The organism is Ruegeria marina (assembly GCF_900101475.1).
Lineage (GTDB): Bacteria > Pseudomonadota > Alphaproteobacteria > Rhodobacterales > Rhodobacteraceae > Ruegeria_B > Ruegeria_B marina.
The window spans coordinates 210,555-236,844 of record NZ_FMZV01000004.1; the positions used below are offsets into that span (position 1 = coordinate 210,555).

Consider the following 26,290-nt stretch of genomic DNA (forward strand, 5'->3'; position numbering starts at 1 on the left):
CATGCTGACCGGACTGAGCCTGCGGCTGCGCATCTTTCTCTTCTTCTGCCTGCTGGCGGCGGGCGGGCTGGCGGTCGTGCTGGGCGCGCTCTGGCTGGCCTATGTCCGCACCGGCAATCCCAATCTGATGGATGCCTTCGTGCTGGCGGCGTTGATGGCAGGATTCGGGCTGGTGGCGCTGGTGGCGGGCATCTGGCTCCTTTTCGACGAGAATGTCGCCAAACCGATCGAGCGCCTGTCGTCCAGCATGCGCGTCCGCGCCCATGCCGGTGCCGAGGGTAGTCTCGATCTGCACGCTGCGCGCTATCTGGGCGACCTGGCCCCCGCCGCCGCCGGACTGGCGGGCCAGCTCAACGCCTCCGCCATGGATACAGCCGCCGCCGTTGCCGCCGAGACCGCGCATCTTTCTGCCGAAAAGGAGCGGCTGACCGCGCTCCTCACCGAGATCCCGGTCGCCATGCTGCTGGCCAATCCGCGTCACCAGATCGTGCTCTATGACGGTCAGGCCGCCGGGGTCCTCGCCCAGATCGCACACCCGCGCCTCAATGCCTCGCTGTTCGACTATTTTCAGCGTGACAGTCTCGAACGCGCCTATGCCCGGCTGGTCAAGACAGGACTGGAAGTGTCCTGCACCCTGTCCGGCGCCGACGGTGCGCAGACCTATCAGGCGCGCATGAAACCGCTGGGCAACGCGCCCGGTTACATGCTGATCCTCGACGAGGCCAGCGCCCGCATCGCACCGGAAGCCCCCCGCCCCCTGGTATACGACTTCGACCTGTTGAACCAGGTTGCGGACGCCGCAGTGGACGACATGGACCTGAACGCGCTCAACTTTGCGGTGTTCGACACGGAGACTACGGGACTGTTGCCCCACAAGGACGAGATCGTGCAGATCGGCGCCGTGCGGGTGGTCAAGGGCCGCATCGTACCGGGCGAAAGGCTCGACCTGCTGGTCGATCCGGGGCGGCCAATTCCCCCGGCCTCCACCAGGGTGCACGGCGTGTCCGATGCGATGGTCCGGGGCGCGCCCGACATCGTGGCGGCGGCCCGGCAGTTTCACCACTTTTCCCGCGACTCGGTGATCGTCGCGCATAACGCCCCCTTCGACATGGCCTTTCTGCGCCGTCACGCCAAACGCTGCGAACTGGAGTGGCAACATCCGATTCTCGACACCGTGCTGCTGTCGGCGGTCCTGTTCGGGGCAAGCGAGACGCATACGCTGGATGCGCTCTGCGACCGCCTGGGGGTCACCATTCCGGCGGAATTGCGTCATACGGCCCTTGGGGACGCGCAGGCCACCGCCGAGGTGCTCTGCCGCATGCTTCCGATGCTGCGGGCTCGAGGTTTCAACCGGTTCGGCGAAGTCATCCGCGAAACCCGAAAGCACGGTCGCCTGCTCGAAGACCTGAATTGAAGGAAATGTGCCTGTCTGCCGTACTCTTGCGCAATTGAAACATTGAAAACACACATTTCCGCGCTCTCTTGTGCTGCATGGATACCAAGGCACCCTTTCCCGGCCGCTCCGGCTCTTCCGTAGCCGGCATGGACAATCTTCGCCCGTCATGGCACGTGGGGGCGCAGACCAGAGCCGAGACCGACATGACCGAGACCAGTTTCATCCCGGGGCCCGAGACCATCCGCGCATTCCGCGATGCGCTGGGGTGTTTTGGCACCGGCGTGACGGTCATCACCACCTTCTCCAACAAGGGACCTGCGGCCATCACGGCCAATTCCTTTGCCTCTGTTTCCCTGGAGCCCGCTCTCGTGCTTTGGTGCCTGGCCAACGCTTCGAACCGCTACGAGACCTTTGCGAACGCACGGCATTACGCAATTCACGTCATGGCTGAGGATCAGCATGAACTGGCGCAGGGATTTGCCCGCGACGGGCTGGATTTCAGCCATGCGGATTGGACAATCGGCCTCAACGGCATTCCCACTCTGCGCCGGGCGCTCGCCCGTTTCGATTGCCGCCTGGCAGCACGCCACCCGGCCGGCGACCACCAGATCCTGGTGGGCGAAGTGCTGAGCGCAACCCACCGTCCCGGCAAGGGTCTGATGTTCAAGCGCGGACAATACGGCGGTTTCACCGACCTGGTCTGACCCCGGCGCCGCCCCGGCAGCGCATCATGGCACCAAGATGAAGTTATCCTCCTCCAGGCTGGGCAACTGGATGTCGATCAGAATAACCTGATCGCCCGGAGAGCCGATCACCACGTTGTTTCCGTCCTGAACCATGATGGACTGGATAAAGGCAAAGTTGCCGCCGAAGACCGACAGGTTCAGCACATCGTCCACGGGTGAGAAGAAGAAGACCGAGTTCTCGCCGCTCTCATGCCAGATCGTGTCCTGCCCCGGGCCGCCGTAGATCTGATTGTTGCCGGGTCCTCCAAGGATCAGGTCGTTGCCGGCCGCCCCGAAGATGATGTCGTCACCAGCGCCGCCCAACAGTGTATCGTTGCCCAAACCGCCAAATAGCTGGTCATCGCCGCCCGCGCCATCCAGACTGTCGTCGCCTATGCCGCCGCCCAGCGTATCAGACCCCAAATCACCGCCGCCCAGCAAAGTGTCATTGCCCGAAGATCCCCAAAGCTCGTCGTTTCCACCTTCGCCGTTCAGGCTGTCGTTCCCCAGAAAGCCGCCGATGGTGTCGTTCCCCTCGCCGCCGCCCGCTGTATCGCTACCGTCGCCCCCCCATAGCTGGTCATTGCCGTCGCCGCCCTCGATGATGTCATCCCCGGCGCCACCGCCAGCGGTATCGGCGCCCTCGCCGCCCTGGATGGTATCGTTGTCGCCGGCACCCCAAAGCGCGTCATTGCCTCCGTCGCCACTGATCAGGTCGTTGCCGTCGGTGCCGCCGATCAGGTCATCGCCGTCGCCGCCCTCGATCGTGTCATCACCCGCAGCCCCGAAGATCAGATCGTTATCCGCGCCCCCGAAAAGCTGGTCATTACCCGGGCCGCCGCCCAGAAGATCCTCACCGGGGCCGCCGCTGATCTGATCGTCGCCTGGGCCGCCGAACAACAGATCGCCACCGTTCTCGCCCAGCAACGAGTCATTGCCCAGGCCGCCCGAACCGGTGTCGTTGCCGGGACCACCGTTGATCAGGTCTGCCCCTCCTTCCCCGAGGATATTGTCGTTGCCGCCCAGACCGGCGAGCAAATCATCACTGTCGAACCCCCGTATGACATCGGGCCCGTCGCTACCGTTGGCACTCAGAAAGTTGCCCGCAACCAGCGGAAAGATCGCGTTGAAGAAATCGGGATAGTTCGTTCGCGTCGGCTCGCCGCTGCCCATCGCTGTCAGGTTGCGCAGATGATTCAACGACAGCGGCGAGGGAAAGTCGATCTGGACCGTATTGAAATCTTCGTCCACGAAAACAGCGGAATAGATGGGCCTATCGACAGTTGGCGACGGATTTGGGTTGCCCTGGTCGGAAAAGAAGAACGAGACGGAACCGCCATTGAGCAACGGAATGTTGTTGGGACTGGCAGGGCCTAGTTCGGAAAAGGTAACGCTTTCCAGTTGCTCCAAAATCAGAAAGCCTTCCACAAATGCGCCATCCCGAATAATCGTTAGCAACACCTGCTGAACGGTCAAACCTTGAACGCCGAAGTCGCCGTTGATGCGCATGTTGTATCCTTCCTACAGAACAAAATCCAAAGTGCAATGCTGTCAAACATCCTAACACGGCGGGTCGGTTCTGCGAAGGCAGTCATTGAACGGGATGAGGCGCACCGCCAGCGGATCCAGTTCGACTTCTTGCGGGGCGATGGTGCGATAGCTTTCGCGCCCCCTGCATCGGTCAGTTCACGCCACGGTCAACAGGGTGCCGCTGGACGTGGTCATCGCCCAGTTCTGCCATATGGTCGAACTCGGCCCACGCCACGTCCAGCGGCACCGCGGGGGCGGCCCGCCGTCGCGGCCCATGGCCGCCATGGCGCCGGTCCGGTCGAACGGCGCCTCACCCCCGAGAGGACGATACCCTGATCGGCGGCGGAAAGGCGGGGCGGCTCAGGCCTGCCCCTTGGCGATCAAGTCGCGTGCAATCCGGCGGAAGGCTTCGGCCTGCGGGCTCTCGGGCTTGCTGACAACGATCGGCACCCCGCCATCGGCAGCGACCCGGATATCGAGATGCAGCGGGATTTCCCCCAGCAGCGGCACGCCCAGCTTTTCCGCCTCCGCCGCAACGCCACCATGGCCAAAGACATGCTCCTCGTGCCCGCAGTTCGAACAGATATGGGTCGACATGTTCTCGATCATGCCCAGGATCGGCGTCTTGAGCTGGCGGAACATGTCGATCCCCTTGCGGGCGTCGATCAGCGCCACGTCCTGCGGCGTCGACACAATGATGGCCCCATCGACCGCGAATTTCTGGCTCAGCGTCAGTTGCACGTCGCCGGTGCCCGGCGGCAAGTCGACGATCAGCACGTCAAGCCCGCCCCACTGCACCTGGTTCATCATCTGTTGCAGCGCGCCCATCAGCATCGGGCCCCGCCAGACCACCGCCTGCCCCTCGTTGGTCATCAGCCCCATCGACATCATGGTGACGCCATGGTTGCGCAGCGGCAGGATGGTCTTGCCGTCCGGACTGGCGGGCCGACCCGAAACGCCCAGCATGCGCGGCTGCGACGGACCATAGACGTCGGCATCCAGAAGACCCACGCGCCGCCCCTCGGCAGCCAGCGCACAGGCGAGGTTGGCCGAGACGGTGGACTTGCCCACCCCGCCCTTGCCAGAGGCCACCGCCACGATACGGTCCACTCCGGGCACCGGCTGCGGCCCCTGGGGCGCCGCCTTGGGGCGCGGTTTCAGATCGGGCGGCGCCTTGTCGGAATGCGCGGTCATCAACGCCGAGACCTTCGCGACCCCTGCGACCATCTGCGCGGCCTTTTCGGCAGCGCTTTGTACGGGCTTGTACATTTCAGCCAGTTTCGGGTCGATTTCGAGTACGAAACGGACATTTTCGCCCTCGACATTCAGCGCCCGGACGATACCCGCGCTGACAATGTCCTGCCCCGAGACCGGGTCGGTGATCTTCTTGAGATTGGCCAGAACGGCGTCGCGCAGGCTCATGCGTCACCATCCCGGATCACGCCGGTCACCTCGTGGGTGACCTCCAGACCCTCTACGGTCAGCACGATGTTTGCCTTGAACTGCCCGCCCTCGGGCATTCCCGCCTTGCGGAGTCCTTCCTCGATCGCCTGCTGGCTGGTGACACCTACGTGCTTGAGAAACTTGCGCATCGACATGTTGTAATCGCCGCTCATCGCCCCGGTTCTCCTTGTGTTTCATATTTCATCTGACGCCAACTACCCGTCGCCGCCGGGCGTGGTGCATGCGGGTCGCCCTCTTGTGCCTGAGCCGCATCGCCTTGGCCAGCCCCGCCGCGCACAGGAGGCACCAGGTTTCGGCAGCCCTGCCGAGATTGCACCATCGGCTTTCCCGAAACATATGCTGCCCTGCTTCGCACTCAAGACCGGAAATCGCGTCTTCCAGGACCCAGCCAACCCGACAGTACGGCCGACAAAAGCCGATCACGTGCCGGTTTTCCGGCGCGGCGATACGCTTGGCCATGTTCCAATCGAGTTATGGACCGGCGAGACCATCAATTTGCTTTTCGACCTCGGCCCGGACCATTACATTCCGGGCTCGAAGATGCCGATGCAGAGGATCACAGGCGCGCAAGATCGTACCGGCCTGATTTCTCATCTGCGCCCGGCCACCCATGCGGAGGACCAGAAATGAAGGCGTTTGCAAGCGCTGTTGCCATGATGATCGTCGTGACCGTCGCCGCGCCCGTGGCGCTGGATGAAATCGGATTTTCTGCTGCCGACCGAAGCACCGGCCGCGACGTGCGCCTCGACTGAATGCCCGAGTACCTGACCACCCGGGAATTGGCCGACCTGCTCCGGATCGGAGAGCGCAAGGCCTACGACCTCGCGTCCTCGGGCGAGATCCCGCATGTGCGCGCCATGGGCAAGCTGCTGTTCCCGCGCGCCGAGATCCAGGCCTGGCTGAACGCCTCGCATGCCGGTCCGCAAGTGGCCGAGCCCGCCTTGCCGCCCATTTTAGCGGGCAGCCATGACCCGCTGCTCGACTGGGCGCTGCGCGAAAGCGGCTCGGGGCTTGCGACCTATTACGACGGATCGTTCGATGGGCTGGACAGGCTCAAGGCGCGAACGGCCCAGGCCGCGGCCCTGCATATCCGCGAGGCAGACGGGTTCAACGTGAATACCCTGGCCGAGACCATGGGCGAGGCGCCGGTCGTCCTGATCGAGATCGCCCGCCGCACACGCGGCCTGTTGCTGGCGCCGGGCGTGACGGGAATTGCCGATTTCGGAGATATTGGAGGACGCCGGGTCGCGCTGCGACAGGACAGCGCCGCCAGCCAGCATTTGTTCTGCGCCGAACTGTCGGCCAAAGGTTTGGGCCTTGACGCCCTCACCCCTCTCGAAAATCGCGCCCGCACCGAAGAGGACCTTGCCGTGCTGCTCCAGACCGGCAAGGCCGAAGTGGGGTTCGGCCTTGGCGCGCTGGCCGCACCCCATGGGCTGACGTTCATCCCGACCCATGAGGAGCGGTTTGATCTCGCCATCTGGCGACGGGCGGCTTTTGATCCACCGATGCAGCAGTTGATGCGCTTCCTGCGGTCGCCTGATTTCGCGGCGCGGGCCGCCGAGATGGGCGGTTACGACATTTCCGGCCTGGGCACCGTCCACCGGAACGGCGCGACCGGCTGACGCCGGTCCCACCTTTCATTTCGTGCCATGCGCCCGGTCAGTGCAAGATTTTTCGACGAAAAATCTCGCACTCACCTGGCGTTGGGAAAGAACAGCTGCTGGCCGTCGAGCGTGTAGGACGCAATCGCGGCCTGACCATCCGGGCCAATCAGCCAATCAATGAATTTCTGCCCGGCTTCCGCCTTGACGCCGGGATGTTTCTCGGGGTTCACCAGGATCACGCCGTACTGGTTGAAAAGCCGGTCGTCGCCTTCGACCATGACCTCAAGATCCCCCTTGTTGGCGAATGCGATCCATGTCGCGCGGTCGGTCAACGCATAGGCGCCCATGCCGGCGGCCAGGTTCAGCGTCGCGCCCATGCCCGAGCCCGTCTCGCGGTACCAGCCGCCCGAGGCGGCGGCGACATCCACACCGGCGCTCTGCCAATGGCGCAACTCTGCCTTGTGGGTGCCGCTGTCATCCCCGCGCGAGGCAAAAGGCGCCTGCGCCGAGGCGATCGCACTCAGCGCCGCAACCACATCCGCGCCCCCCTTGATGCCCGCCGGGTCCGCCACGGGACCGACCAGCACGAAATCGTTGTACATCACGTCGAACCGCTGAACGCCCCAGCCTTCGGCAACAAATTTCTCCTCAGCCGCCTTGGCGTGCACCAGCAGAACGTCACCGTCACCGTTGGTCGCGTTCTTGATCGCCTGTCCGGTGCCAACCGCGACGACCCGCACCTCGATCCCGCTCTCCGCCTCGAATGCAGGCAGGATGTGATCCAGCAGGCCCGAGTTCTGCGTGGATGTGGTGGATTGCACCACGATGAAATCCTCGGCCGCCTGCGCGGCGCCCGCCATTGCCAGCGCCAAGGCGCCCGCCCTGATCCAGGTTACGAACATGTATCCTCTCCGTTTCTTTCAGAAAATCAGGTCGCCGGCGAGAAAGCGCCGGACGGTCCCATGGGTTGCATTGTCAAATACGTGCAGCGCATCGCCATGCTCGGCGATGCGCCCGCCGATCATCACCACGACATCCCGCGCCAGCCGGCGGGCCTGGCCGATGTCATGAGTGACCATCACGATGCGCACGCCCTTGGCGCTGGCCTGCTTCACCAGCGCCTCGATGGCCTGGGTCGCGCCGGGGTCAAGAGCGCTGGTCGGTTCGTCCAGGAACAGCACATCGGGCTCTGTCGCGAGCGCCCGGAGGATCGCAAGCCGCTGCGCCTCTCCGCCCGACAGCGACCGCGCCCATTGCCGTTCCCGCCCGCTCAAGCCGCCTGTTTCCAGCAATTCGGCGATCCGTTCCCGCCGCACCGCGCGGGGCAAACCCTGTCGCCGCAGCACGAAATCAAGATTGGCCGCAACCGAGCGGCGCAACAGGACCGGACGCTGGAATACCATTGCCTGGCGCATTCTCTGCCTGCCGTCCAAGGGTATTCCATCCTGCCGTACCTGACCCGCGTCGGCGCGGATCAACCCATGCAGGCAGCGCAACAGCAAGCTTTTGCCCGCGCCATTCGGGCCAAGGATCACCGTCGGTCCGGGGCCGCCAAGCCGCAGGTGCGGGATGTCCAGCAGATGCTTGGTGCCGCGCACCAGCCGCAACCCTGTCGCTTCGATCAGCACGCCGGTATCGTTGCAGAGATCACGCATTCCGCATGGCCTCCCGAACCTCGGCGCGTTGCCCCAGAAGGCTGACCAGCGCGTTTACGGTGACCGCAATGGCGATCAGCACCGCACCCAGCGCCAGCGCCAGCGCCAAGTTTCCCTTGGAAGTTTCCAGTGCAATCGTCGTGGTCATCACCCGCGTGACATGGTTGATGTTGCCACCCACGATAATCACGGCGCCCACCTCGGCAATCGCGCGGCCGAACCCGGCCAGAAGCGCGGTCAGCAGCGCGATCCGCCCGTCCCAAAGCAGAACCGGCACCGTGGCAAAGCGCGACAGCCCGAGGCTGCGCATCTGCTCGGCATATTCGGCATCCAACATCTCGATCACCTGCCGGCTCAACGCGGCAATGATCGGAGTGACCAGCACCACCTGCGCGATGATCATTGCAGTCGGCGTATAAAGAAGTTGCAGGACGCCCAACGGGCCGGATCGGGACAGCATCAGATAGACCAGAAGTCCGACCACCACCGGTGGCAGGCCCATCAGCGCGTTGACCAGAACCACCAGCGCCCCGCGCCCGGGAAATCTCCCGACCGCCAGCGCCGCGCCCAGGGGCATGCCGATGACAGCCGCAAAAAACACCGCGAACAGGGAAACCCGAAGAGATAGCAGGACAATAGCCAGCAATTCAGCGTCGCCCGCCAGGATAAGCGCGAATGCATCCCTGAATTCTTGCGCAAACTCCTGCATTTTATTCCAGATTCTCACCGATGCGCATGAATTGCCCCATTCTGCACCATTTCTTAGCACGGTTCGCTCATGCTTCCAGCGCCAAAGCGACTGTTCTTGACGAAAAAACGCGGCCCGGGGGCCGCGTTCAGTTCCTTTGAAGCAATGGCTGCCTTGGCAGCGATCAGTTCAACGCCGCGTCGGTGATCTCATGCGTCCAGGCGCCTTCAGGCTTCTTGGTGATCACCGGATCCGACCCGCCGGCCAGCAGGGTGTTCACCGTGCGGTCGAAATCGTCCGGGTCCAGGGCGCCGTTCGACCCGGCGGTCAGCTTGGCGATCTCGCCCATCATGCGGACCTGATGCGCCTCGGTCTGGGCGCCGGTGGCATCATTGTCGAGCACGATTCCCGCAGCCTCTTCGGGGTTGGCCTCGGCATATTTCCAGCCCTTCATCGACGCCCGCACGAACCTGGTCATCTTGTCCTTGAAGGCCGGATCCTTGAGGTTGTCCTCGAGCACATAGATGCCGTCCTCCAACGTGGCGACGCCCATGTCCTCGTACTTGAAGGTCACCAACTCGTCCTCGCCGACACCGGCATCCAGCACCTGACCGAATTCGTTGTAGGTCATCGTCGAGATGCAGTCGGCCTGGCGTTGCAGCAACGGATCGACGTTGAAACCCTGTTTCAGCACCGTCACCCCGTCAGGACCGCCATCGGTGCTGATGCCTTCCTGGCTCATCCACGACAGGAACGGGTATTCATTGCCGAAGAACCACACGCCGATGGTCTTGCCCTTGAAATCCTGCGGGCCGGTGATACCGGTATCCTTCCAGCAGGTCAGCATCAGGCCCGAGGATTTGAAAGGCTGCGCGATGTTCACCACCGGCAGGCCCTTTTCCCGTGCCGCCAGCGCCGAGGGCATCCAGTTCAGCATGGCATCGGCGCCACCACCGGCCAGCACCTGCGGCGGCGCGATATCGGGTCCACCGGGCAGGATGGTCACATCCAGCCCTTCCTCGTCGTAATAGCCTTTGTCGAGCGCCACGTAATAGCCGGCGAACTGCGCCTGGGTCACCCATTGCAGTTGCAGCTTGACCTCGTCCGCAGCCAGCGCCGGACCCGCCGCCAGCGCCAGAGCCAGGGCCGCGCCATTCATCAGTTTCTTCATCTTTTTACTCCTTGTTGGTCTTGTGTTTTCCGGTCCTGCCCCGGTTTGCCCCGGGATCTGTGATATCTTGGGTCAGGCTACCTTCGCTGTGAAGGATGCCAGAAGGTGACATATCGCTCGATCAAGGCCACCGCTCCATAGAACAGCGTGCCGGCCAGGGCGGCCACCACGATTTCAGCCCAGACCATGTCGAGCGCCAGTTGCCCGACGCTCGTCGAAATGCGGAACCCCATGCCCAGTGTGGGCGAACCGAAGAATTCCGCCACGATCGCGCCGATCAGGGCCAGCGTGGTCGAGATCTTGAGCCCGTTGAAGATGAACGGCATCGCCGCCGGCAGGCGCAGCTTGAAGAACGCCTGCCAATAGCTGGCGGCGTAGGTCTCCATCAGGTCGCGCTGCATGGCGGTCGTCTCGCGCAGGCCCGCCACCGTGTTGACGAGCATCGGAAAGAACACCATCACCACCACGACCGCCGCCTTGGACTGCCAGTCGAACCCGAACCACATGACCAGGATCGGCGCGGTGCCGACGATCGGCAGGGCTGCCACGAAATTGCCCACCGGCAACAGGCCCAGACGCAGAAACTCGGACCGGTCGACCGCCACCGCCATCAGGAAGGCCGCACCGCAGCCGATGAGATAACCGCTGAGCGCCCCCTTGACGAAGGTCTGCACGAAATCGGCCCAGAGGATCGGAATGCTGTCCGCGAACCGGACCACGATCAGCGAGGGCGCGGGCAGGATGACCAGCGGCACGTTCAACCCGCGCACCACCAGTTCCCACATGACCAGGACGGTCGCGCCAAAGATCAAGGGAATGGCAAGCCGCACGGCAGACGTGCCGGAATGCGGCCCCTCGGCCAGCCGTGTGTTGAGCCACCAGCCCGCCCCCCAGAGCACAAGAGCAAGGACAACCAACACCATCACGCCATCCCCATCCGCTTCAGCACCATCTTTTCGATCAGGCCCAGAAGCCCGACAAGACAGGCCGCGAGGATTGCCGCGCCAAAGAGCGCCGACCAGATCTGGACCGTCTGGCCATAATAGCTGCCGGCCAGCAGGCGCGCGCCCAGGCCGGCCACCGCGCCGGTCGGCAATTCCCCCACGATGGCGCCTACCAGCGAGGCCGCGATGCCGATCTTGAGCGAGGCGAAGAGATAGGGCATCGACGCAGGCAGGCGCAGTTTCCAGAAGGTCTGACCCTTCGAGGCATTATAGGTGCGCAGAAGGTCAAGCTGCATCGCATCTGGGCTGCGCAACCCCTTGACCATGCCCACGACCACCGAGAAGAAGCTCAGATAGGCGGATATGACCGCCTTGGGGATGATCCCCTGCACGCCTACCGAATAGAGCACGACGATGATCATCGGGGCCAGGGCGATGATCGGTATGGTCTGACTTACGATCGCCCAGGGCATCACCGACATGTCCATCACGCGGCTGTGGACGATGCCCACCGCCAGCAGCACGCCCAGCCCTGTTCCGATGGCAAAGCCCAATAGCGTTGCGCTGAGCGTCACCCAGCCATGATAGACCAGGCTGCGTTTCGAGGTGATCTTCTTGTCGATCGTGGTTTCCCAAAGCTCGACCGCCACCTGATGCGGCGCGGGCAGGCGCGGACGTTCCTGCGCCCAGGTCGCCGGGATCGCAAAGCCGTTGCGCAGCGCCAGTGACACCCCGCCCATCTCGCGCCGCGCCGCCGCTTCGGGCGGCGACACCTGCGCCCCCGCGCGCTCGGCCTCGACCAGCACACCCTGCATGTTCATCGGGATGCAGGCGAGATACCACAACCCCACGATCGCCGCGACCACGGCCAGTACGGCGAGTACCTGCCTCATGACACCGCTCCGCCCCGTTGACGCAGGGGCCAAGAAAATTCGTCGAATTTTCTTGTGCCCCATGCTGCAGCGGTTTTTCCAGACTCAATCATCGGAATGCCCCGCCCTGAGCCCCTCGCGCACCCGATGCGCAACCTCGATGAACGCCTTGCTGTCGCGGATGCCGAGCGGCCGTTCCCTGGGCAGCGGGCTTTCGATCACATCGGTGATCCGGCCCGGGCGCGGGCTCATCACCACGATCCTGGTCGACAGGTACACCGCCTCGGGGATCGAATGGGTGACAAAGCCGATGGTCTTGCCGGTCCGCGCCCAGAGCGCGAGCAACTGCTCGTTCAGGTGGTCGCGGACGATCTCGTCCAGCGCCCCGAAAGGTTCGTCCATCAGCAGGATGTCGGCATCAAAGGCCAGCGCCCGCGCAATGCTCGCCCGCTGCTGCATCCCGCCGGACAACTGCCACGGGTACTTCCCACCAAAACCTGCAAGATCAACAAGATCCAGGACCTTCCTTACGCGGTCCTCCTGTTCCTCGCGCGTATATCCCATGATTTCCAGCGGCAGCTTGATGTTCCTTGCGATGGTCCGCCAGGGATAGAGTCCCGCCGCCTGGAAAACATAGCCATAGGCCCGATTGCGCCGCGCCTCGTCCGGCGTCATCCCGTTGACGCTCAGGCTCCCGCCCGTAGGCTGCTCCAGCGCAGCGATACACCGCAGGAACGTCGTCTTGCCGCAGCCCGACGGCCCGATGAAGCTGACGAAATCGCCCTTTTCGATCTCGAGGTTCACGTTCTTGAGCGCATGAACCGGTCCATCGCTGGTCTGAAACGTCAGGTTCAGCCCCCTGGCCGAAACCACGCTTGACATCTCCGGCCGCTCCCCTGTCCCATTCATGTTGTCATTGTCCTTGTGGAGACCCCAGACCAATGTCCGATCAGATGCCAGACTCCTGTCAAAAGCTCCGCCTTGGCGAAACCTATTCCGGCAAGCAGGGGTTCGATTACTTTCAGGGTATCGCGCGCGAGACCACCGGCGCGCAAGCCATTTGCATGCACATGCTGCGCATCCCGCCGGGCGGCCGGGCCAGGGCTCACCTGCACGCCGACCACGAGACCGCGATCTACGTGATCGAGGGGTCGGCGGTCATGTACTGGGGGCCTGCCCTCGAACACCGGATGGAAACCCAGGCCGGCGATCTGGTCTACATCCCGGCAGGCGTTCCACACCTGCCGATCAACACCGGCACGACCGAGGCGGTCGCCATCCTCGCCCGCACCGACCCGCACGAGCAGGAGAGCGTGGTCCTCCTGCCCGAACTTGACGCGCTGGTGCCCGAATAGGCGCATCACACCCCCGTCGCCGGAATGCCGCTGCGCTGCACCGGACGCGGTGCGGTCAGCTCCTTCCAGGTGGAAAGCGCCCTGTTCACCGTGGCGTTCGCCTCGCGGGCCACGAACTTGCCGTGCCCCTCCTGAGTGCGGATCTCGCCATCATGCACCGCCACCTGGCCGCGCGTCAGCGTGAAGCGCGGCAGGCCCTTGACCTGCTTGCCTTCGAACACGTTGTAATCGATCGCCGACTGCTGGCTGCCGGCACTGATCGTCTTGGTCTTTTCCGGGTCCCAGACCACCAGGTCTGCATCCGCCCCGACCAGAACCGCACCTTTTTTCGGATAGCAATTCAATATCTTGGCGATGTTTGTTGACGTGACTGCAACGAATTCGTTCGGAGTCAGCCGGCCGGTCGCCACGCCATGGGTCCACAGCATCGGCATCCGGTCCTCCAGCCCGCCGGTTCCGTTGGGGATCTTGGAGAAATCGCCGACGCCATAGCGCTTCTGCTCGGTGGTAAAGGCGCAGTGATCGGTCGCCACCACACTCAGCGAACCCGATTGCAGCCCCGCCCACAGGCTGTCCTGGTGCTGCTTGTTGCGGAAGGGCGGCGACATCACCCGCCGCGCGGCATGATCCCAGTCGGGGTGGAAATACTCGCTCTCGTCCAGCGTCAGATGCTGGATCAGCGGCTCGCCCCAGACCCGTTTTCCCTGCATGCGAGCGCGCCGGATCGCCTCATGCGCCTCCTCGCACGAGGTATGCACGACATAGAGCGGCACGCCCGCCATGTCGGCGATCATGATCGCCCGGTTGGTGGCCTCGCCCTCGACCTGCGGCGGGCGGGAATAGGCATGCGCCTCGGGGCCGGCATTGCCCTGGGCCAGCAGTTTCGCGGTCAGCTCCGCCACCACGTCGCCGTTTTCGGCATGCACCATGGCAACCCCGCCCAGTTCGGCAAGGCGCTGGAAACTGGCGAACATCTCGTCATCGTTCACCATCAGCGCGCCCTTGTAGGCCATGAAATGCTTGAAAGTGGTGATACCCCGGCTCTCGATCACGGTCTTCATGTCGTTGAAGACCTGCTCGCCCCACCAGGTCACCGCCATGTGAAAGGAATAGTCGCAATTGGCCCGCGTCGACTTGTTGTCCCAGCGCTTCAGGGCATCCATCAGCCCCTCGCCCTGGTTGGGCAGGGCAAAATCCACCACCATCGTGGTGCCGCCGGCCAGCGCGGCGCGGGTGCCGCTCTCGAAATCGTCGGAACTGTAGGTGCCCATGAAGGGCATCTCCAGATGCGTATGCGGGTCGATTCCGCCCGGCATCACGTAGCATCCGGTCGCATCCAGTTCCTTGTCGCCCTTCAGCCCCTGCCCGATCTCGGTGATCACGCCCCCCTCGACACGCACATCCGCCTTGTAGGTCAGATCCGCCGTGACAACCGTTCCGTTCCTGATGACCGTCGACATCCTGCTTACTCCCTGTTTATCCCTAGACCGACCCGAAACAGCCGATCGCATCGCCATGCACCCCGATATCGACGGGGCCGAATCTGGTTTCCGTCACCAGCGAGAATGCCTCGGCGTTCGGCACCCAGACCACCCGGTAATCCCCGTTGCTGCGCGTCACCGCCCAGCACACCATCGAGACCCCGCCAGAAAACTTCACCTCGATCTCCTCGGGTTCGATCAGCGCCGCGCGAAACTCCGCCAGCGTCGCGCGGTGCCACTCGGCCGGCAACGGCTGCCCCCAGCCTACGGTGCGCGCGCCCACCTCGGGGTCATAGTCCCGCAACTCCGCCGCGATCAGCGCCTTGATCCGGTCGATATGGTGCAGATCGGCGATCACCCGCGCAGGTCCTGTTCCTTCATCTTTTTCCAATTACTCCGGGGATCCGGGGCAGCGCCCCCGGCTATTCCACGATCTCCGCCGTCTCCACGACCGCATGGAACAGCACATCCGCCCCGGCAGCCGCCCAGTCCTTGCTGATCTCCTCGGCCTCGTTGTGGCTCAACCCGTCGACACAGGGGCACATGACCATGGCCGTCGGTGCCACCCGGTTGATCCAGCAGGCGTCATGCCCGGCACCCGAGATGATGTTCATGTGGCTGTACCCCAGCCGTTCGGCCGCGTTGCGGATCGCCGTCACGCAGCCCTCGTCGAACTTCACCGGATCGAAGCCGCCCACCTTCTCGAACGCGATTTCCAGCCCCATCGCGTCGGCGATCTTCTGGCCCTCGACCCGTAGCCGCGCCTCCATGTCCTCGATCACCGACAGGTCCGGGCTGCGGAAATCGACCGTGAACACGACCCTGCCGGGGATCACGTTGCGCGAGTTGGGGTAGACGTCGATATGGCCCGCCGCCCCCACCGCGTGCGGCGCATGGCTCAGCGCGATCTCGTCCACCTTTTCCAGCACCCGCGCCATGCCCAGCCCCGCGTTGCGCCGCATCGGCATCGGCGTCGAGCCGGTATGCGCATCCTTGCCGGTGATCGTCACCTGGGTCCAGCTCAGCCCCTGGCCATGGGTGACGACACCGATATCCTTGCCCTCGGCCTCCAGGATCGGCCCCTGTTCGATGTGCAACTCGAAAAACGCATGCATCTTGCGCGCGCCCACCTCTTCCTCGCCACGCCAGCCGATCCGCGCCAGCTCGTCGCCAAATCTCTTGCCCTCGGCATCACTACGGGCATAGGCCCAGTCCTGTGTATGCATGCCGGCGAACACGCCAGAACTCAGCATCGCCGGGGCAAAGCGCGTGCCCTCCTCGTTGGTCCAGTTGGTGACGACGATCGGATGCCGGGTCCGTATCCCCAGGTCGTTCAGGGTGCGGATCACCTCCAGACCACCCAGCACGCCAAGCACCCCGTCATATTTGCCGCCGGTGGGCTGGGTATCCAGATGCGAGCCCACATAGACCGGCAGAGCCTCCGGGTCGGTGCCCGGGCGCATGGCGAACATGTTGCCCATCTGGTCGAGACCCATGGAACAACCTGCCGCCTCGCACCATGTCCGGAACAGGGCGCGGCCCTCGCCATCCGCATCCGTCAGGGTCTGGCGGTTGTTGCCGCCCGCGACACCGGGGCCGATCCTGGCCATCTCCATCAGGCTGTCCCACAACCGGTCACCATTGATTCTGAGATTCTGTGCCGGTGCCGCCATTCGCCTTCCCCTGTTGTCCGCTTTTCCTGCAATTTTCATTCTGATTTGACCAACTGGTCAAACTCACGCTATCACGGGTTCACCACCAGTCAAGAATTTGCCGAACCTGACCCAAAGAAACCGCCTGAATTCCGGGCAACCGTAGGAAAAAGCAGCACCGCATGCCGCAGGACCGTGCCCCGACCCGCATCCAGAAAAGGAACCGAGCCGCAATTCTCGAAGCGGCACTCAATGTGTTCTCGGCAAATGGTTTCCGCGGCGCCACGGTCGACCAGATCGCCGCCGAAGCGGGTCTGAGCAAGCCCAACCTGCTCTATTACTTCCCTTCCAAGGAGGCGATGCACGAAGCGCTGCTGGCCGAGCTTCTGGACACATGGCTCGATCCGCTGCGCGCACTCGACGACAGCGGCGAGCCCTTGGAGGAACTGCTCGCCTATGTTCATCGCAAGCTGGAGATGAGCCGCGACTATCCCCGGGAAAGCCGGCTTTTCGCCAACGAGATCGTACAGGGCGCGCCGCGTATTCATCAGGCGCTGAGCGAGGACCTGAAAGCGCTTGTCGACGACAAGGTGGCGCTGCTGCGCGCCTGGATGGATGCGGGCCGCATCGCCCCTGTTCACCCCTATCACCTCATATTCTCGATCTGGTCGCTGACCCAGCACTACGCGGATTTCGACGTGCAGGTGCGCGCCGTGCTGGGCGACGAAGACCCGTTCGACGGCGCCGACCTGTTTCTCGACACCCTTTACCGGCGCTTGCTCAGCCCGCGTCCGGATTAGTCGACGCAGGCGCATCCTCGACGGAAGCCGCCTCCTCGTCCATCTCTCCGCTTGCGAGGGCCGCTGTTTCAGGCGTCATTGCACGGGCAGCAGGCGCGGGAACGAAGCTCGCCTTGTCGGCCTCATCCACAGGAGCACGCAGCAGGATGCGAAGGCCGGCGAAGAGGATCAGCAGCACATGCGCCCCGGCGGATGTCATGAACAGGCCGGCACCGCCGAGGGTTTCCATGCCGAAACCCGCCAGAAGCGGACCAACGATGGATCCGACACCATAAAGCATCAACAATCCGCCACTGACCTGGATCGCCTGATCCGCTGCGGCATGATCGTTCGCATGTGCGATGATGATCGGATACATGGCGTAAATGGCCGCGCCGAAAAACGCCGACAACACCAGGTTCAGCGCCCGGCTTTCAGGCGACAGGGCGATGAAGACGAGATCTGCCGCCAGCGCGGCAGCCGCCACCCCGATCAGGACTGCGCGCCGGTCCAAACGGTCGGACAGCCAGCCGATGGGGATCTGCGACACCGCGCCAGCCAGAACCGGCAGGCTGGCAAACAGCGCCACAGCGGTGATCGCCAGTCCGATCCCGTCCGCATAGACCGCAGACAGCGTGCCGAAGGCGCTGTTCGATACGCCCACGCACAGCACCCCGATAACCGCCACGGGCGAGTTGCGCCAAAGCGCGCGCAAATCGAGACGGACACTGACCAGAGGTTTCGGCAAGGCCTTGGACGACATCGCCGTCGGCATCAACGCCAGGCAATAGAAGATCGCCGGTAGCACAAAATAAAGATACCCCGAGGTATCGCCGAGGGTCAGAACAAGTTGCCCCGCCGTCGAAGCGCCCAGGTTGACCATCGTGTAGAGGCCGAAGATACGGCCGCGCGTGCTCGGCTCCGCGCGTTCACTCAGCCAGCTCTCGACAATCATCGCCGCGCCGGCAAAGCAGAAGCCCGACATCGCGCGCAACGGAATCCATGTCCAGGGGGTCAGCAGCAGGAGCGACAACAGGACAGCGACGGCGGCAAATCCCGACATGACGCCGAAGGCGCGTACGTGACCAACCTTGCCCACCAAACGTGGCGTGTAAATGCAACCCGCGACATATCCCAGCGCCCAACCGGTTCCAAGCAGACCCAGCGACGCCGCGCTGAACCCTTCCTGCGCCCCGCGGATCGGCAGAATCAGGCTGTTCATGCCGCCGGCAAACAGAAGAAGCGCCGATCCAAGCAGCAAGGCACTTACAGGAAGAAGCTGACGTACCATATTGTTCCGCCGACAAATGACCCTACCCCGGGCTTAACCGCGCAAAGCTTCGGACGCAAGGCGCGGGTTTCGAGACAGCCTTCAACCTTTGTTAACCAAAGACTGCTGAACTGTGCGCATGCAGACCATCAACAACACCGACCACGCCCAACGCTGGCTTGACCAGATGTTCGCCACCCGCGCCGCCCAACGCGGCGCGGTCGTGCGCCGTTCTATGTCCTGGGTCGAACGCGAAGTGGGGCGGGACAGGTTTCTTGCGGAAATGCGCCGCCGCAACTACCACGTGATCGAAACGGCGGATCAGTTCGTCGTGATCTGCCACAACGGCCCGATCCGCCTGCTGTTCTGAGAAAATTCAACGAATTTTCTCAACTCTAGATTTTTCGTCGAAAAATCTTGTGCTTCACTCTGCCGCCCGGGCCATCGGGTTGTTCGGGTGCGTGGTCCAGCTGGCGTATTCCTCCTGAACCACGCGACCAGTGCGGGGATCGGTCGTCCCCGGTTGCAGCCGTTCCATGGTGATGCATGCCTCGACCGGACAGACATCGACACAGAGGTTGCAGGCGACGCATTCGGCATCGTTGACCTCGAAGACTCGCCCCTCTTTCATCCAGATCGCCTGATGGCTGGTATCCTCGCAGGCCGCGTAGCAGCGGCCGCACTTGATGCAAGCCTCCTGGTCGATCCTGGCCTTGGCCACATAGTTCAGGTTCAGATACTGCCAATCCGTCACGTTCGGCACGGCGCGCCCGATGAACGCATCGACGCTCGTGTAGCCTTTCTCGTCCATCCACTGGCTGAGACCCGAGGCCATCTCCTGCACCACGCGGAAGCCATAGGTCATCGCGGCTGTGCAGACCTGCACGGTGCCGCAGCCCAGCGCCATGAATTCGGCCGCATCACGCCAGGTGGTCACCCCGCCGATACCGCTGATCGGCAGCCCCCGGGTTTCCGGGTCGCGGGCGATCTCGGCCACCATGTTCATCGCGATCGGCTTCACCGCGGGCCCGCAATAGCCGCCATGGCTGCCCTTGCCGTCGATCGAGGGTTCGGGGCTGAAATTGTCCAGGTTCACCGACGTGATGGAACTGATTGTATTGATGAGAGAAACCGCATCCGCCCCACCGTTCTTCGCGGCCCTGGCAGGATGGCGGATATCGGTAATATTGGGCGTGAGCTTCACGATCACCGGCTTGTCGTAATGGGTCTTGCACCACCGCGTGACCATCTCGATATACTCGGGCACCTGGCCAACCGCCGAGCCCATGCCGCGTTCGCTCATCCCATGCGGGCAGCCGAAATTGAGCTCGATGCCATCGGCGCCTGTCTCGGCTACCCGCGGGAGGATCGCTTTCCATGCCGCTTCCTCGCACGGCACCATGATCGACACGATCACGGCGCGGTCGGGATAATCCGCCTTGACCCGTGCGATCTCTTCAAGATTAATTTCCAGCGGCCGGTCAGTGATCAGTTCGATGTTGTTGAGCCCCAACAGACGCCGGTCGGCCCCGTGGATCGCGCCATAACGGGGGCCGTTCACGTTCACGATCGGCGGGCCTTCGGCTCCCAGCGTCTTCCACACGACACCGCCCCAACCGGCCTCAAAGGCGCGGCGGACATTGTATTCCTTGTCGGTCGGCGGCGCCGAGGCCAGCCAGAACGGGTTCGGACTTTCTATTCCCAGAAAGTTTGTCTTCAAATCAGCCATTTATGCGGCCTCCCTGATGTGCTTTCGCATCCTTGTTCGGTGTCACGCGCTCAGTTGGGCGTGAATATCCATGGCGGCGTCACGGCCTTCGGCCACCGCCGTCACGGTCAGATCGTCGCCGCCCGAGGCACAATCGCCACCGGCCCAGACACCCGGCACCGAGGTTCGCCCCGGCCCCTCGACACGGATCTTGCGACCCTCCAGCGCCAGCCCCTCCGGCGCGCCCGCCAGCGACTGCCCGATAGCCTTGAACACCTGGTCGGCGGCCAACCGAATGGTTTCGCCGGTCCCTTTCAATGTCCCGCCCGCGCTGGAGGTGTATTCGAGCTCGATCTCGACCGCCGAGCCATTGCCATGCACCGCCACAGGCTGAACATTGAACATCAGCTTGACGCCCTTCGAGGCGGCCAGATCCTGCTCGAACCGGCTGGCGCCCATTTCCTCGCGCGACCGGCGATAGGCGACCGTCACGTTTTCGGCACCCAACAGTTTAGATTGCACGGCCGCGTCGATCGCGGTCATGCCACCGCCGATCACCACCACGTTGCGCCCGACCGGCAGCGCCGACAGGTCGTCGGCCTGTCGCAATGCGGCGATGAATTCCACCGCGTCGATCACCCCGTCCTTGTCCTCGCCCGCCGCGCGCAGGGCGTTCACCCCGGCCAGACCGATCGACAGGAACACCGCGTCATAGGCATCGCGCAACCCTTCGAGCGTGATCGTCCTGCCCAGCGCCGAACTGGTCTCGATGACGATCCCCCCGATCTGGAGCAGCCAGTCCACTTCGGCCGCAGCAAAGTTCTGCGTCGCCTTGTAGGCGGCGATGCCGAATTCGTTCAACCCGCCGGCTTTCTCGCGCGCCTCGTGGATCACAACGTCATGGCCCAGCATGGCCAGACGATGGGCGCAGGACAGGCCCGCCGGACCCGCCCCTACCACCGCCACGGTCTTGCCCGTGGGGGCCGCGCGGGTAAACGGGTGTACGCCCCCGCGCATAAGCGTGTCGGTGGCATAGCGCTGCAACCGCCCGATCTCGACCGGCTTGCCCTCGGCCGCCTCGCGCACGCAGGCCTCCTCGCAGAGCGTCTCGGTCGGACAGACCCGGGCGCACATACCCCCCAGAATGTTCTGTTCGAAGATCGTACGCGCCGCGGCCTCGGGGTGGCCGGTCTGGATCTGCCGGATGAACATCGGAATGTCGATATCGGTGGGACAGGCCGCCTGGCACGGAGCATCATAGCAGAAATAGCACCGATCTGCGGCTACCGCCGCCTCGTGCGGCGCATAGGCCGGGTGCAGATCGTCGAAATTCGCGGCAAGTTCGTCGCTGGAAAGCCGCCCGGCCACGATGCCGGGAGCCATCTGGCCCTGTGCCATCACTCTTCTCCCTGAAGATATGTTCCTTATTGGGATCCAGAGTGACACATCACGAAATTTTATCAACTGGTAAAATTTATCATCCGGTCAAAATCCCGAACCTCCGGGCGGAATCGCCAGCCCCCTGCTGCATCGCGCCAGAATTTTCGACGAAAATTCTCGGCGCCCTCCGATCCCGCGTCAGACCATTTGCGACAGGTGCCCCGACTTCATCCAGACCCGCACCGGCCCATCCGCCACGCGCAGTGACAAGGGCTGGCCGGGCGGCAGACGCAGCCAATCCCATTTTCCGAACCGTTCCGAGCCCTCGAGGAATGCCCCCTCCAGCACGAAGATTTCCGTTCCCCCCGGATTCTCGCGTTCGATTGCCGCGCCTTCCGACCATGTTTCGATCCGCACTTCCTCGTGGGTATCGACAAACAGGGTCTCGTTATCATGACCAAGCGTCGCGCGCCGCACTTCGGTCCGGTCCGCCGGATCGAACTGGTGCAGCTTCACCAGGATCGTGGCCCCCGGTTCGGTCGCAGGTCTATGCGACGATTTCGGCGGGTTGCGCACATAGAAACCTTCGGGAAAGTCGCCCGTCTCATCCTGGAACACCCCGTCCAGGACAAGGTATTCCTCGCCCCCGTCATGCGTATGTGCCGCAAAGGCGCTGCCGGGCGCGAAACGGACGATGGTCGTCGCCCGCGCCACTTCCGCACCGATCCGGTCCAGCATCTTGCGTTCAACCCCTGCCGCAGGCGACGGCACCCACTCGCTTTGATCGAAATGCACGGCCGCCCGCCGGCTGAAATCCGCGTTGATGCGCATGGTGCAAACTCCTTGTTTTCGCCATCCCGTCTCGATCTGGGCCGAAGCGCCAAACGGCAAGGCACATTCACGAGAAGATGATCCGCCCCTAGGGCATCAGAACCTGAGCCCGGGAAAAACCGGCAGCGTCTTCGCCCAGATCGTCATAGACCAGTTCGACGTCGATCTGCGCAACTGAGCCGGAGGGGAAGCTTCGAAACGGCAGCCCGTCGCTTTCGGTTATGGCGTTTGGCGCCGCCGTGTCCCCATGGCAAGCGGGCAGCGGCCAGATTTCGGGCTCGGCTCCGTTAATGCCGATCCTGATCTGCGCCAGACCGCAACGCCAGGACCACAGATGCGTGACATAGAGCAGATCCTGCCCGTCGTAATCGCGCAGCGCCACCCAGTTGCCGCGCGTGGCGTTCAGAATGGGCCGGACCTCGACTGCGGTGGTGAACCTGCCCGTCGGCTCCTGTGGCTCGGCCACGAGTTGCGGCGCGGGTGTGAGAAAGGCCGGGGCAGCCGGGGCCGCAGGCGTAGGCGTAGGCGCGAGGAAGCTCGGAGCTGGCGCCTGGGCAATGGATGCGGACGGCGCATCAGAATTCGCACCCCCCGATTGCGCGGCAGCGGCAACTATGAAGAGCAGAAAATCGAGCATCTCGAAAACCTTTCGTAATTCATCCGGCAAAATCCGGGTTTTGAAGCCCGCCGGCGCGGCCTATAGTAACGCAAAAGCCCCCGGCCGCACTCGAAAATCCGTAGCGGGGGACATGGCGGGCAGGCAACGACAAACGACATGAGCAAGATATTCAACATCGTCATCGTCGGGCAAAACAACCGCCTGCAATACGAGGCTGTCCTGTTTGCGGCCTCGCTTCGGCATTCCTCGCCGGGGTTCGGCGGGCGGCTATTCGTGGCGGTGCCTCGGTCCGGACCCAGGTGGACGGACGACCCATCGGCCCTGAACGAAGACGTTATCGCCATGCTCGACGCGTTGGGGGCGGAAATCCTGCCCTTCGAGAACAGGGTCTTTGGTGAAACCTACCCGTACGGCAACAAGATCGAGGCGCTTCTGGCCCTGCCAGAGGGCGAACCCTTCGTGTTCTTCGACACGGATACGCTGGTGACCGGCGACCTCGCCGCCGTGCCCTTCGATTTCTCACGGCCCACCGCGTCACTCAGGCGGGAAGGAACCTGGCCGCAACCGACGCTTTACGGTCCGGGTTATGCCGAGATCTGGCGCGCCCTCTACACCCGGTTCGGGCTGGACTTCGACAGTTCACTGGATTTCAGCCAGCCCGACGAATACTGGAAGCGGTATCTCTATTTCAACGCGGGCTTCTTCTTTTACGAATGCCCGCAGAAGTTTGGCCACCGGTTCCTGACCTATGCCCGTTCGATCCGCGATACGCCGCTGCCCGAACTGGCCTGCCAGAGCCTCGACCCCTGGCTCGATCAGGTAGCGCTGCCGCTGGTGATCCACTCTTTTGGCGGGGGCCGCGACACCTTGCCCGACGGGCTGCTCGATGGTTCGGTCACCTGTCACTATCGCTTGTTTCCGCTGCTCTACGCGCGTGAGGCCGATCACGTGGTCGACGTGCTGGAGGACGTCTGCGCGCCGAACCGGATCAAGAAGGTTCTCAAGAATTACGAGCCACTGAAGAAGATCGTCTATCAGGGCAAGGGCGAAAAGATCCGGGCCATGTTCGACCGCGCGGACCTGCCCCACAAGGAACAGGCCATCCGCAACCGGATCAAGTCGAAAGGGCTGTGGCTCAGGTAACGGCCCGTTTCTTGCCTGGCGGGTTTTCCGGGCCGATGCCGAGCGCCAGCAGAATGACGGCACCGGAGATGGAAGCGATACGTGCCTGGATATTTTCAGTGATTTTCATGGTACCGCCTCCCTGGCTTGAACAGGGGACCTCTGGATCCACAATCCAGCGCTCTAACCAACTGAGCTAAGGCGGCACCGTGAACGGCGATGTACCCAACCGGGTCCGGGATTGCAAGAGGGTCAGAGGGTAATTTTCCAGGTCTGCTCGATCAGGTCGACACCAAAGGAGCGCACCGGCTTGCTATCGACCAAATGCCAGCCCGCAGCGGCATAGAGCGCGCAGGCCGCGCGGTGGCTCTCATGGGTCCAGAGCTGCATGTCGCGGTATCCGGCCCTGCGCGCAAAATCCATGCAAGTCTCCAGCAGCCGCCTGCCCAAACCCTTGCCGCGCGCTTCGGGCGCCAGCAGGAAAAGGCGCAGCTTCGCAGTTCCATCGTCCAGCCGCACGCAAAAGATGCTGCCGAGTCGCCGCCCCTGATGTTCTGCGATCCAACCCCGTTCGCAGGCCGGATCATGCCCGGCGACGAAGGCATCCAGAATTTCTGCAACCAACGGCGCGAAAGTCGTGTCGAACCCTTCAGCCTCGGCATAGAGTGTGCCGTGACGCTCGACCAGCCAGGCGGCGTCCTCTGCAACAAACGGGCGCAGGGAAATATTGTCCATGTACCAAGTAACCCCGCAACCACCTTGATTCTCAACCCGCTCCGGTCTAGTCCGGCGAGAGTTTTCCCGGAGGCACAGATGGGTATCAACACCGAACGCGACATCGAGGCGAACCTTCAGATCGGCCCGACCGATGCAGGCATGGTGCGCCTCTTCATCGAGGCGAACGGAACCGAGATCCCGATGGACTTTGACCCGGAAGAAGCCGAGGAGATCGCGGACGAGATTCGCGCCGCGGCGCAAGCCGCCCGCAGCATGGGCAAACGCTGAGGCCGCGGTCAGTCGAAGACAAAAATCCCGTGACCTTCCGGGTCGCGCAACGATAGCAGTCGCCGCGCCGCATGGGTGGCGAATTTCTGGATCAGTGCCTTGCGCCGGGCCGGAGCAACTTTCTGTTCGGGCGCCATGCGCAGGATTTCGGCGCCATAGGCATCGGCGATGATCAGCCCCGTACCGGCGGGCAGCAGATCGGTCGGGAACTCGGTATCGACCGCCCAGAAATAACGGTCGCACCAATCCAGATAGTTGTGCCACTTGCCATCCGACTGGAAGTCCGCACGGCTCGACTTGCATTCGATCACCCAGATTTCACCCTTCGGGCCCAATCCCATGACATCGACACGCAGGCCACGCGCCGGTACGAATTCCTCGACCGAGACAAATCCATGCGCGTTCAGGTGACGCGCCACGCCACGCGCCAGTTTCTGTCCGGGTTGAAGATCCAAAACCATGTCGCCAAACGTGAACAATAAGTGAACAAAAATCAAGTCCCATGACCGACTTGGCCCCAGATGCAGCGGCGTGAATACCCACGCGTCACCCGGTCCGGAAATCAACCCGGCGCAATTCAAGCGACCTTCGTCAATGCACCGGTCTCAATCCTGTCCCTGGCGTTCCGCCTCATTTTTCCCGGCCGTATGTTCCACCGTTCAAGAATCGCATCCGTTCGGACAAGTTTTGCCTTTGGCTATGACGTACCGGGCCACCGGGTTAGGGTGACATACCGTCATGGACCAACAAGTGTCCCCGAAGCAGAAGGTTCCGAATTTTGCGAAAAATCATCTCCCTTTTGCTGGCTCTGGTCACCACAAGTTTGCCGGCAACCGCACAACAAGCGGTCTTCCTTGTCAGGCACGGAGAAAAAGAGCTTTCGGGAACCGACCCGGCACTGATACCCGAGGGTCGGCATCGCGCCGACAATTGGGCCAGGATGCTCCGGAATGCGAAGCTCGAAGCAATTGTCACGTCCGATGCGTCAGAATCTGGGAAACCGGGGGCATAGTTGCCGATGCGCTTGGTCTTCGGA

The 26,290-nt window shown here is 63.3% G+C and carries 31 protein-coding genes and 1 tRNA gene; 11 read left to right on the forward strand and 21 right to left on the reverse strand.

Annotated features, from left to right (window positions below):
- Nucleotide 1: 1 nt before the first annotated feature.
- Both BLT75_RS07730 and BLT75_RS07735 read left to right on the forward strand, forming a co-directional pair.
- Nucleotides 2-1,414 carry a 3'-5' exonuclease gene (locus BLT75_RS07730; RefSeq protein ID WP_093029450.1) on the forward strand — a complete coding sequence of 471 codons (1,413 nt, stop codon included), beginning with the start codon at nt 2-4 and terminating at the stop codon, nt 1,412-1,414.
- A gap of 185 nt (nt 1,415-1,599) precedes the next feature.
- Entirely contained in the window at nt 1,600-2,100 is a 501-nt protein-coding gene (locus BLT75_RS07735) for a flavin reductase family protein (protein WP_093029714.1), read from the forward strand.
- A gap of 24 nt (nt 2,101-2,124) precedes the next feature.
- On the opposite strand, the gene BLT75_RS25055 is transcribed toward BLT75_RS07735, so the two are convergent.
- The 3 genes from BLT75_RS25055 to BLT75_RS07750 all read right to left on the reverse strand — a co-directional run bounded on the left by BLT75_RS25055 (nt 2,125) and on the right by BLT75_RS07750 (nt 5,267).
- Nucleotides 2,125-3,630 (reverse strand): calcium-binding protein, encoded by a 1,506-nt coding sequence (locus BLT75_RS25055; protein ID WP_093029453.1) that lies wholly within the window; start codon nt 3,628-3,630, stop codon nt 2,125-2,127.
- Between the two features lie 381 nt (nt 3,631-4,011).
- Nucleotides 4,012-5,073: an Mrp/NBP35 family ATP-binding protein gene (locus BLT75_RS07745; RefSeq protein WP_093029455.1), complete on the reverse strand. Its 1,062-nt coding sequence runs from the start codon at nt 5,071-5,073 to the stop codon at nt 4,012-4,014.
- Nucleotides 5,070-5,267 carry a DUF6494 family protein gene (locus BLT75_RS07750; RefSeq protein WP_093029457.1) on the reverse strand — a complete coding sequence of 66 codons (198 nt, stop codon included), beginning with the start codon at nt 5,265-5,267 and terminating at the stop codon, nt 5,070-5,072. Before BLT75_RS07750 ends, BLT75_RS07745 begins: the two co-directional genes overlap by 4 nt.
- A gap of 184 nt (nt 5,268-5,451) precedes the next feature.
- Here BLT75_RS07750 and BLT75_RS25250 point away from each other — a divergent pair, with 184 nt between their 5' ends.
- From BLT75_RS25250 to BLT75_RS07760, 3 genes are read left to right on the forward strand one after another with little or no spacing between them, the layout of a single operon-like run.
- On the forward strand, nt 5,452-5,745 hold the full coding sequence (locus BLT75_RS25250) for a c-type cytochrome (RefSeq protein WP_093029459.1): 294 nt from the start codon (nt 5,452-5,454) through the stop codon (nt 5,743-5,745).
- A complete protein-coding gene (locus tag BLT75_RS25060) occupies nt 5,742-5,867 on the forward strand; it encodes a hypothetical protein (RefSeq protein WP_281243133.1) in 126 nt (41 codons plus the stop codon). Before BLT75_RS25250 ends, BLT75_RS25060 begins: the two co-directional genes overlap by 4 nt.
- Nucleotides 5,868-6,740 (forward strand): helix-turn-helix transcriptional regulator, encoded by an 873-nt coding sequence (locus tag BLT75_RS07760; RefSeq protein ID WP_093029461.1) that lies wholly within the window; start codon nt 5,868-5,870, stop codon nt 6,738-6,740.
- 71 nt (nt 6,741-6,811) lie between these two features.
- Here the strand turns inward: BLT75_RS07760 and BLT75_RS07765 are convergent, their stop codons facing one another.
- The 7 genes from BLT75_RS07765 to BLT75_RS07795 all read right to left on the reverse strand — a co-directional run bounded on the left by BLT75_RS07765 (nt 6,812) and on the right by BLT75_RS07795 (nt 12,934).
- Entirely contained in the window at nt 6,812-7,624 is an 813-nt protein-coding gene (locus BLT75_RS07765) for an ABC transporter substrate-binding protein (RefSeq protein WP_093029463.1), read from the reverse strand.
- 18 nt (nt 7,625-7,642) lie between these two features.
- Complete coding sequence (locus BLT75_RS07770) at nt 7,643-8,377, reverse strand: ATP-binding cassette domain-containing protein (RefSeq protein ID WP_093029465.1); 735 nt, start codon at nt 8,375-8,377, stop codon at nt 7,643-7,645.
- Nucleotides 8,370-9,086 (reverse strand): ABC transporter permease, encoded by a 717-nt coding sequence (locus BLT75_RS07775; RefSeq protein WP_093029467.1) that lies wholly within the window; start codon nt 9,084-9,086, stop codon nt 8,370-8,372. The genes BLT75_RS07770 and BLT75_RS07775 overlap by 8 nt, the downstream gene beginning before the upstream one ends.
- Before the next feature lie 163 nt (nt 9,087-9,249).
- Nucleotides 9,250-10,236 (reverse strand): ABC transporter substrate-binding protein, encoded by a 987-nt coding sequence (locus BLT75_RS07780; protein WP_093029469.1) that lies wholly within the window; start codon nt 10,234-10,236, stop codon nt 9,250-9,252.
- A 77-nt stretch (nt 10,237-10,313) separates the two neighbouring features.
- The gene (locus BLT75_RS07785; protein ID WP_093029471.1) at nt 10,314-11,159 is read right to left on the reverse strand and encodes an ABC transporter permease; all 846 of its coding nucleotides are present in this window, start codon (nt 11,157-11,159) and stop codon (nt 10,314-10,316) included.
- Nucleotides 11,159-12,073, reverse strand: coding sequence for an ABC transporter permease (locus BLT75_RS07790; RefSeq protein WP_093029473.1), 915 nt, complete (start codon nt 12,071-12,073; stop codon nt 11,159-11,161). Before BLT75_RS07790 ends, BLT75_RS07785 begins: the two co-directional genes overlap by 1 nt.
- Before the next feature lie 84 nt (nt 12,074-12,157).
- A complete protein-coding gene (locus BLT75_RS07795; RefSeq protein ID WP_093029716.1) occupies nt 12,158-12,934 on the reverse strand; it encodes an ABC transporter ATP-binding protein in 777 nt (258 codons plus the stop codon).
- A gap of 59 nt (nt 12,935-12,993) precedes the next feature.
- Between BLT75_RS07795 and BLT75_RS07800 the strand changes: the two genes are divergently transcribed.
- The gene (locus BLT75_RS07800; protein WP_093029475.1) at nt 12,994-13,407 is read left to right on the forward strand and encodes a cupin domain-containing protein; all 414 of its coding nucleotides are present in this window, start codon (nt 12,994-12,996) and stop codon (nt 13,405-13,407) included.
- 5 nt (nt 13,408-13,412) lie between these two features.
- On the opposite strand, the gene hydA is transcribed toward BLT75_RS07800, so the two are convergent.
- The 3 genes from hydA to BLT75_RS07815 all read right to left on the reverse strand — a co-directional run bounded on the left by hydA (nt 13,413) and on the right by BLT75_RS07815 (nt 16,561).
- Nucleotides 13,413-14,867 (reverse strand): dihydropyrimidinase, encoded by a 1,455-nt coding sequence (gene hydA / locus BLT75_RS07805; RefSeq protein WP_093029477.1) that lies wholly within the window; start codon nt 14,865-14,867, stop codon nt 13,413-13,415.
- A gap of 22 nt (nt 14,868-14,889) precedes the next feature.
- The gene (locus BLT75_RS07810; protein WP_143028531.1) at nt 14,890-15,246 is read right to left on the reverse strand and encodes a hypothetical protein; all 357 of its coding nucleotides are present in this window, start codon (nt 15,244-15,246) and stop codon (nt 14,890-14,892) included.
- A gap of 64 nt (nt 15,247-15,310) precedes the next feature.
- Complete coding sequence (locus BLT75_RS07815) at nt 15,311-16,561, reverse strand: Zn-dependent hydrolase (protein ID WP_093029481.1); 1,251 nt, start codon at nt 16,559-16,561, stop codon at nt 15,311-15,313.
- 161 nt (nt 16,562-16,722) lie between these two features.
- On the opposite strand from BLT75_RS07815, the gene BLT75_RS07820 reads away from it, so the two are divergent.
- Nucleotides 16,723-17,340, forward strand: a complete 618-nt coding sequence (locus BLT75_RS07820) for a TetR/AcrR family transcriptional regulator (protein ID WP_093029483.1) — start codon at nt 16,723-16,725, stop codon at nt 17,338-17,340.
- Here the strand turns inward: BLT75_RS07820 and BLT75_RS07825 are convergent.
- Entirely contained in the window at nt 17,321-18,610 is a 1,290-nt protein-coding gene (locus BLT75_RS07825) for an MFS transporter (RefSeq protein WP_093029485.1), read from the reverse strand. The two genes, BLT75_RS07820 and BLT75_RS07825, sit on opposite strands and share 20 nt — an antisense overlap.
- Nucleotides 18,611-18,728: 118 nt before the next feature.
- Here BLT75_RS07825 and BLT75_RS07830 point away from each other — a divergent pair, with 118 nt between their 5' ends.
- Nucleotides 18,729-18,959 (forward strand): N-(5'-phosphoribosyl)anthranilate isomerase, encoded by a 231-nt coding sequence (locus BLT75_RS07830; RefSeq protein WP_093029487.1) that lies wholly within the window; start codon nt 18,729-18,731, stop codon nt 18,957-18,959.
- 54 nt (nt 18,960-19,013) lie between these two features.
- Here the strand turns inward: BLT75_RS07830 and preA are convergent, their stop codons facing one another.
- From preA to BLT75_RS07850, 4 genes are all read right to left on the reverse strand, one after another.
- A complete protein-coding gene (gene preA, locus BLT75_RS07835; protein WP_093029489.1) occupies nt 19,014-20,318 on the reverse strand; it encodes an NAD-dependent dihydropyrimidine dehydrogenase subunit PreA in 1,305 nt (434 codons plus the stop codon).
- A gap of 42 nt (nt 20,319-20,360) precedes the next feature.
- Entirely contained in the window at nt 20,361-21,695 is a 1,335-nt protein-coding gene (locus tag BLT75_RS07840) for an NAD(P)-dependent oxidoreductase (RefSeq protein ID WP_093029491.1), read from the reverse strand.
- A 180-nt stretch (nt 21,696-21,875) separates the two neighbouring features.
- Nucleotides 21,876-22,508 carry a cupin domain-containing protein gene (locus BLT75_RS07845; protein ID WP_093029493.1) on the reverse strand — a complete coding sequence of 211 codons (633 nt, stop codon included), beginning with the start codon at nt 22,506-22,508 and terminating at the stop codon, nt 21,876-21,878.
- Between the two features lie 88 nt (nt 22,509-22,596).
- Nucleotides 22,597-23,145, reverse strand: a complete 549-nt coding sequence (locus tag BLT75_RS07850; protein ID WP_093029495.1) for a hypothetical protein — start codon at nt 23,143-23,145, stop codon at nt 22,597-22,599.
- A gap of 138 nt (nt 23,146-23,283) precedes the next feature.
- Here BLT75_RS07850 and BLT75_RS07855 point away from each other — a divergent pair, with 138 nt between their 5' ends.
- Nucleotides 23,284-24,270 (forward strand): hypothetical protein, encoded by a 987-nt coding sequence (locus BLT75_RS07855; RefSeq protein WP_093029497.1) that lies wholly within the window; start codon nt 23,284-23,286, stop codon nt 24,268-24,270.
- A 108-nt stretch (nt 24,271-24,378) separates the two neighbouring features.
- Here BLT75_RS07855 and BLT75_RS07860 read toward each other — a convergent pair.
- Both BLT75_RS07860 and BLT75_RS07865 read right to left on the reverse strand, forming a co-directional pair.
- Nucleotides 24,379-24,455 (reverse strand) — tRNA-His (locus tag BLT75_RS07860).
- A gap of 46 nt (nt 24,456-24,501) precedes the next feature.
- Nucleotides 24,502-24,984 carry a GNAT family N-acetyltransferase gene (locus tag BLT75_RS07865; protein WP_093029499.1) on the reverse strand — a complete coding sequence of 161 codons (483 nt, stop codon included), beginning with the start codon at nt 24,982-24,984 and terminating at the stop codon, nt 24,502-24,504.
- A gap of 78 nt (nt 24,985-25,062) precedes the next feature.
- On the opposite strand from BLT75_RS07865, the gene BLT75_RS07870 reads away from it, so the two are divergent.
- Nucleotides 25,063-25,254 carry a DUF6324 family protein gene (locus BLT75_RS07870; RefSeq protein WP_093029501.1) on the forward strand — a complete coding sequence of 64 codons (192 nt, stop codon included), beginning with the start codon at nt 25,063-25,065 and terminating at the stop codon, nt 25,252-25,254.
- An 8-nt stretch (nt 25,255-25,262) separates the two neighbouring features.
- On the opposite strand, the gene BLT75_RS07875 is transcribed toward BLT75_RS07870, so the two are convergent.
- Nucleotides 25,263-25,715 (reverse strand): MmcB family DNA repair protein, encoded by a 453-nt coding sequence (locus tag BLT75_RS07875; RefSeq protein ID WP_093029503.1) that lies wholly within the window; start codon nt 25,713-25,715, stop codon nt 25,263-25,265.
- 362 nt (nt 25,716-26,077) lie between these two features.
- Here BLT75_RS07875 and BLT75_RS25255 point away from each other — a divergent pair, with 362 nt between their 5' ends.
- On the forward strand, nt 26,078-26,266 hold the full coding sequence (locus BLT75_RS25255) for a histidine phosphatase family protein (protein ID WP_425441127.1): 189 nt from the start codon (nt 26,078-26,080) through the stop codon (nt 26,264-26,266).
- The last annotated feature ends 24 nt before the right edge of the window (nt 26,267-26,290 follow it).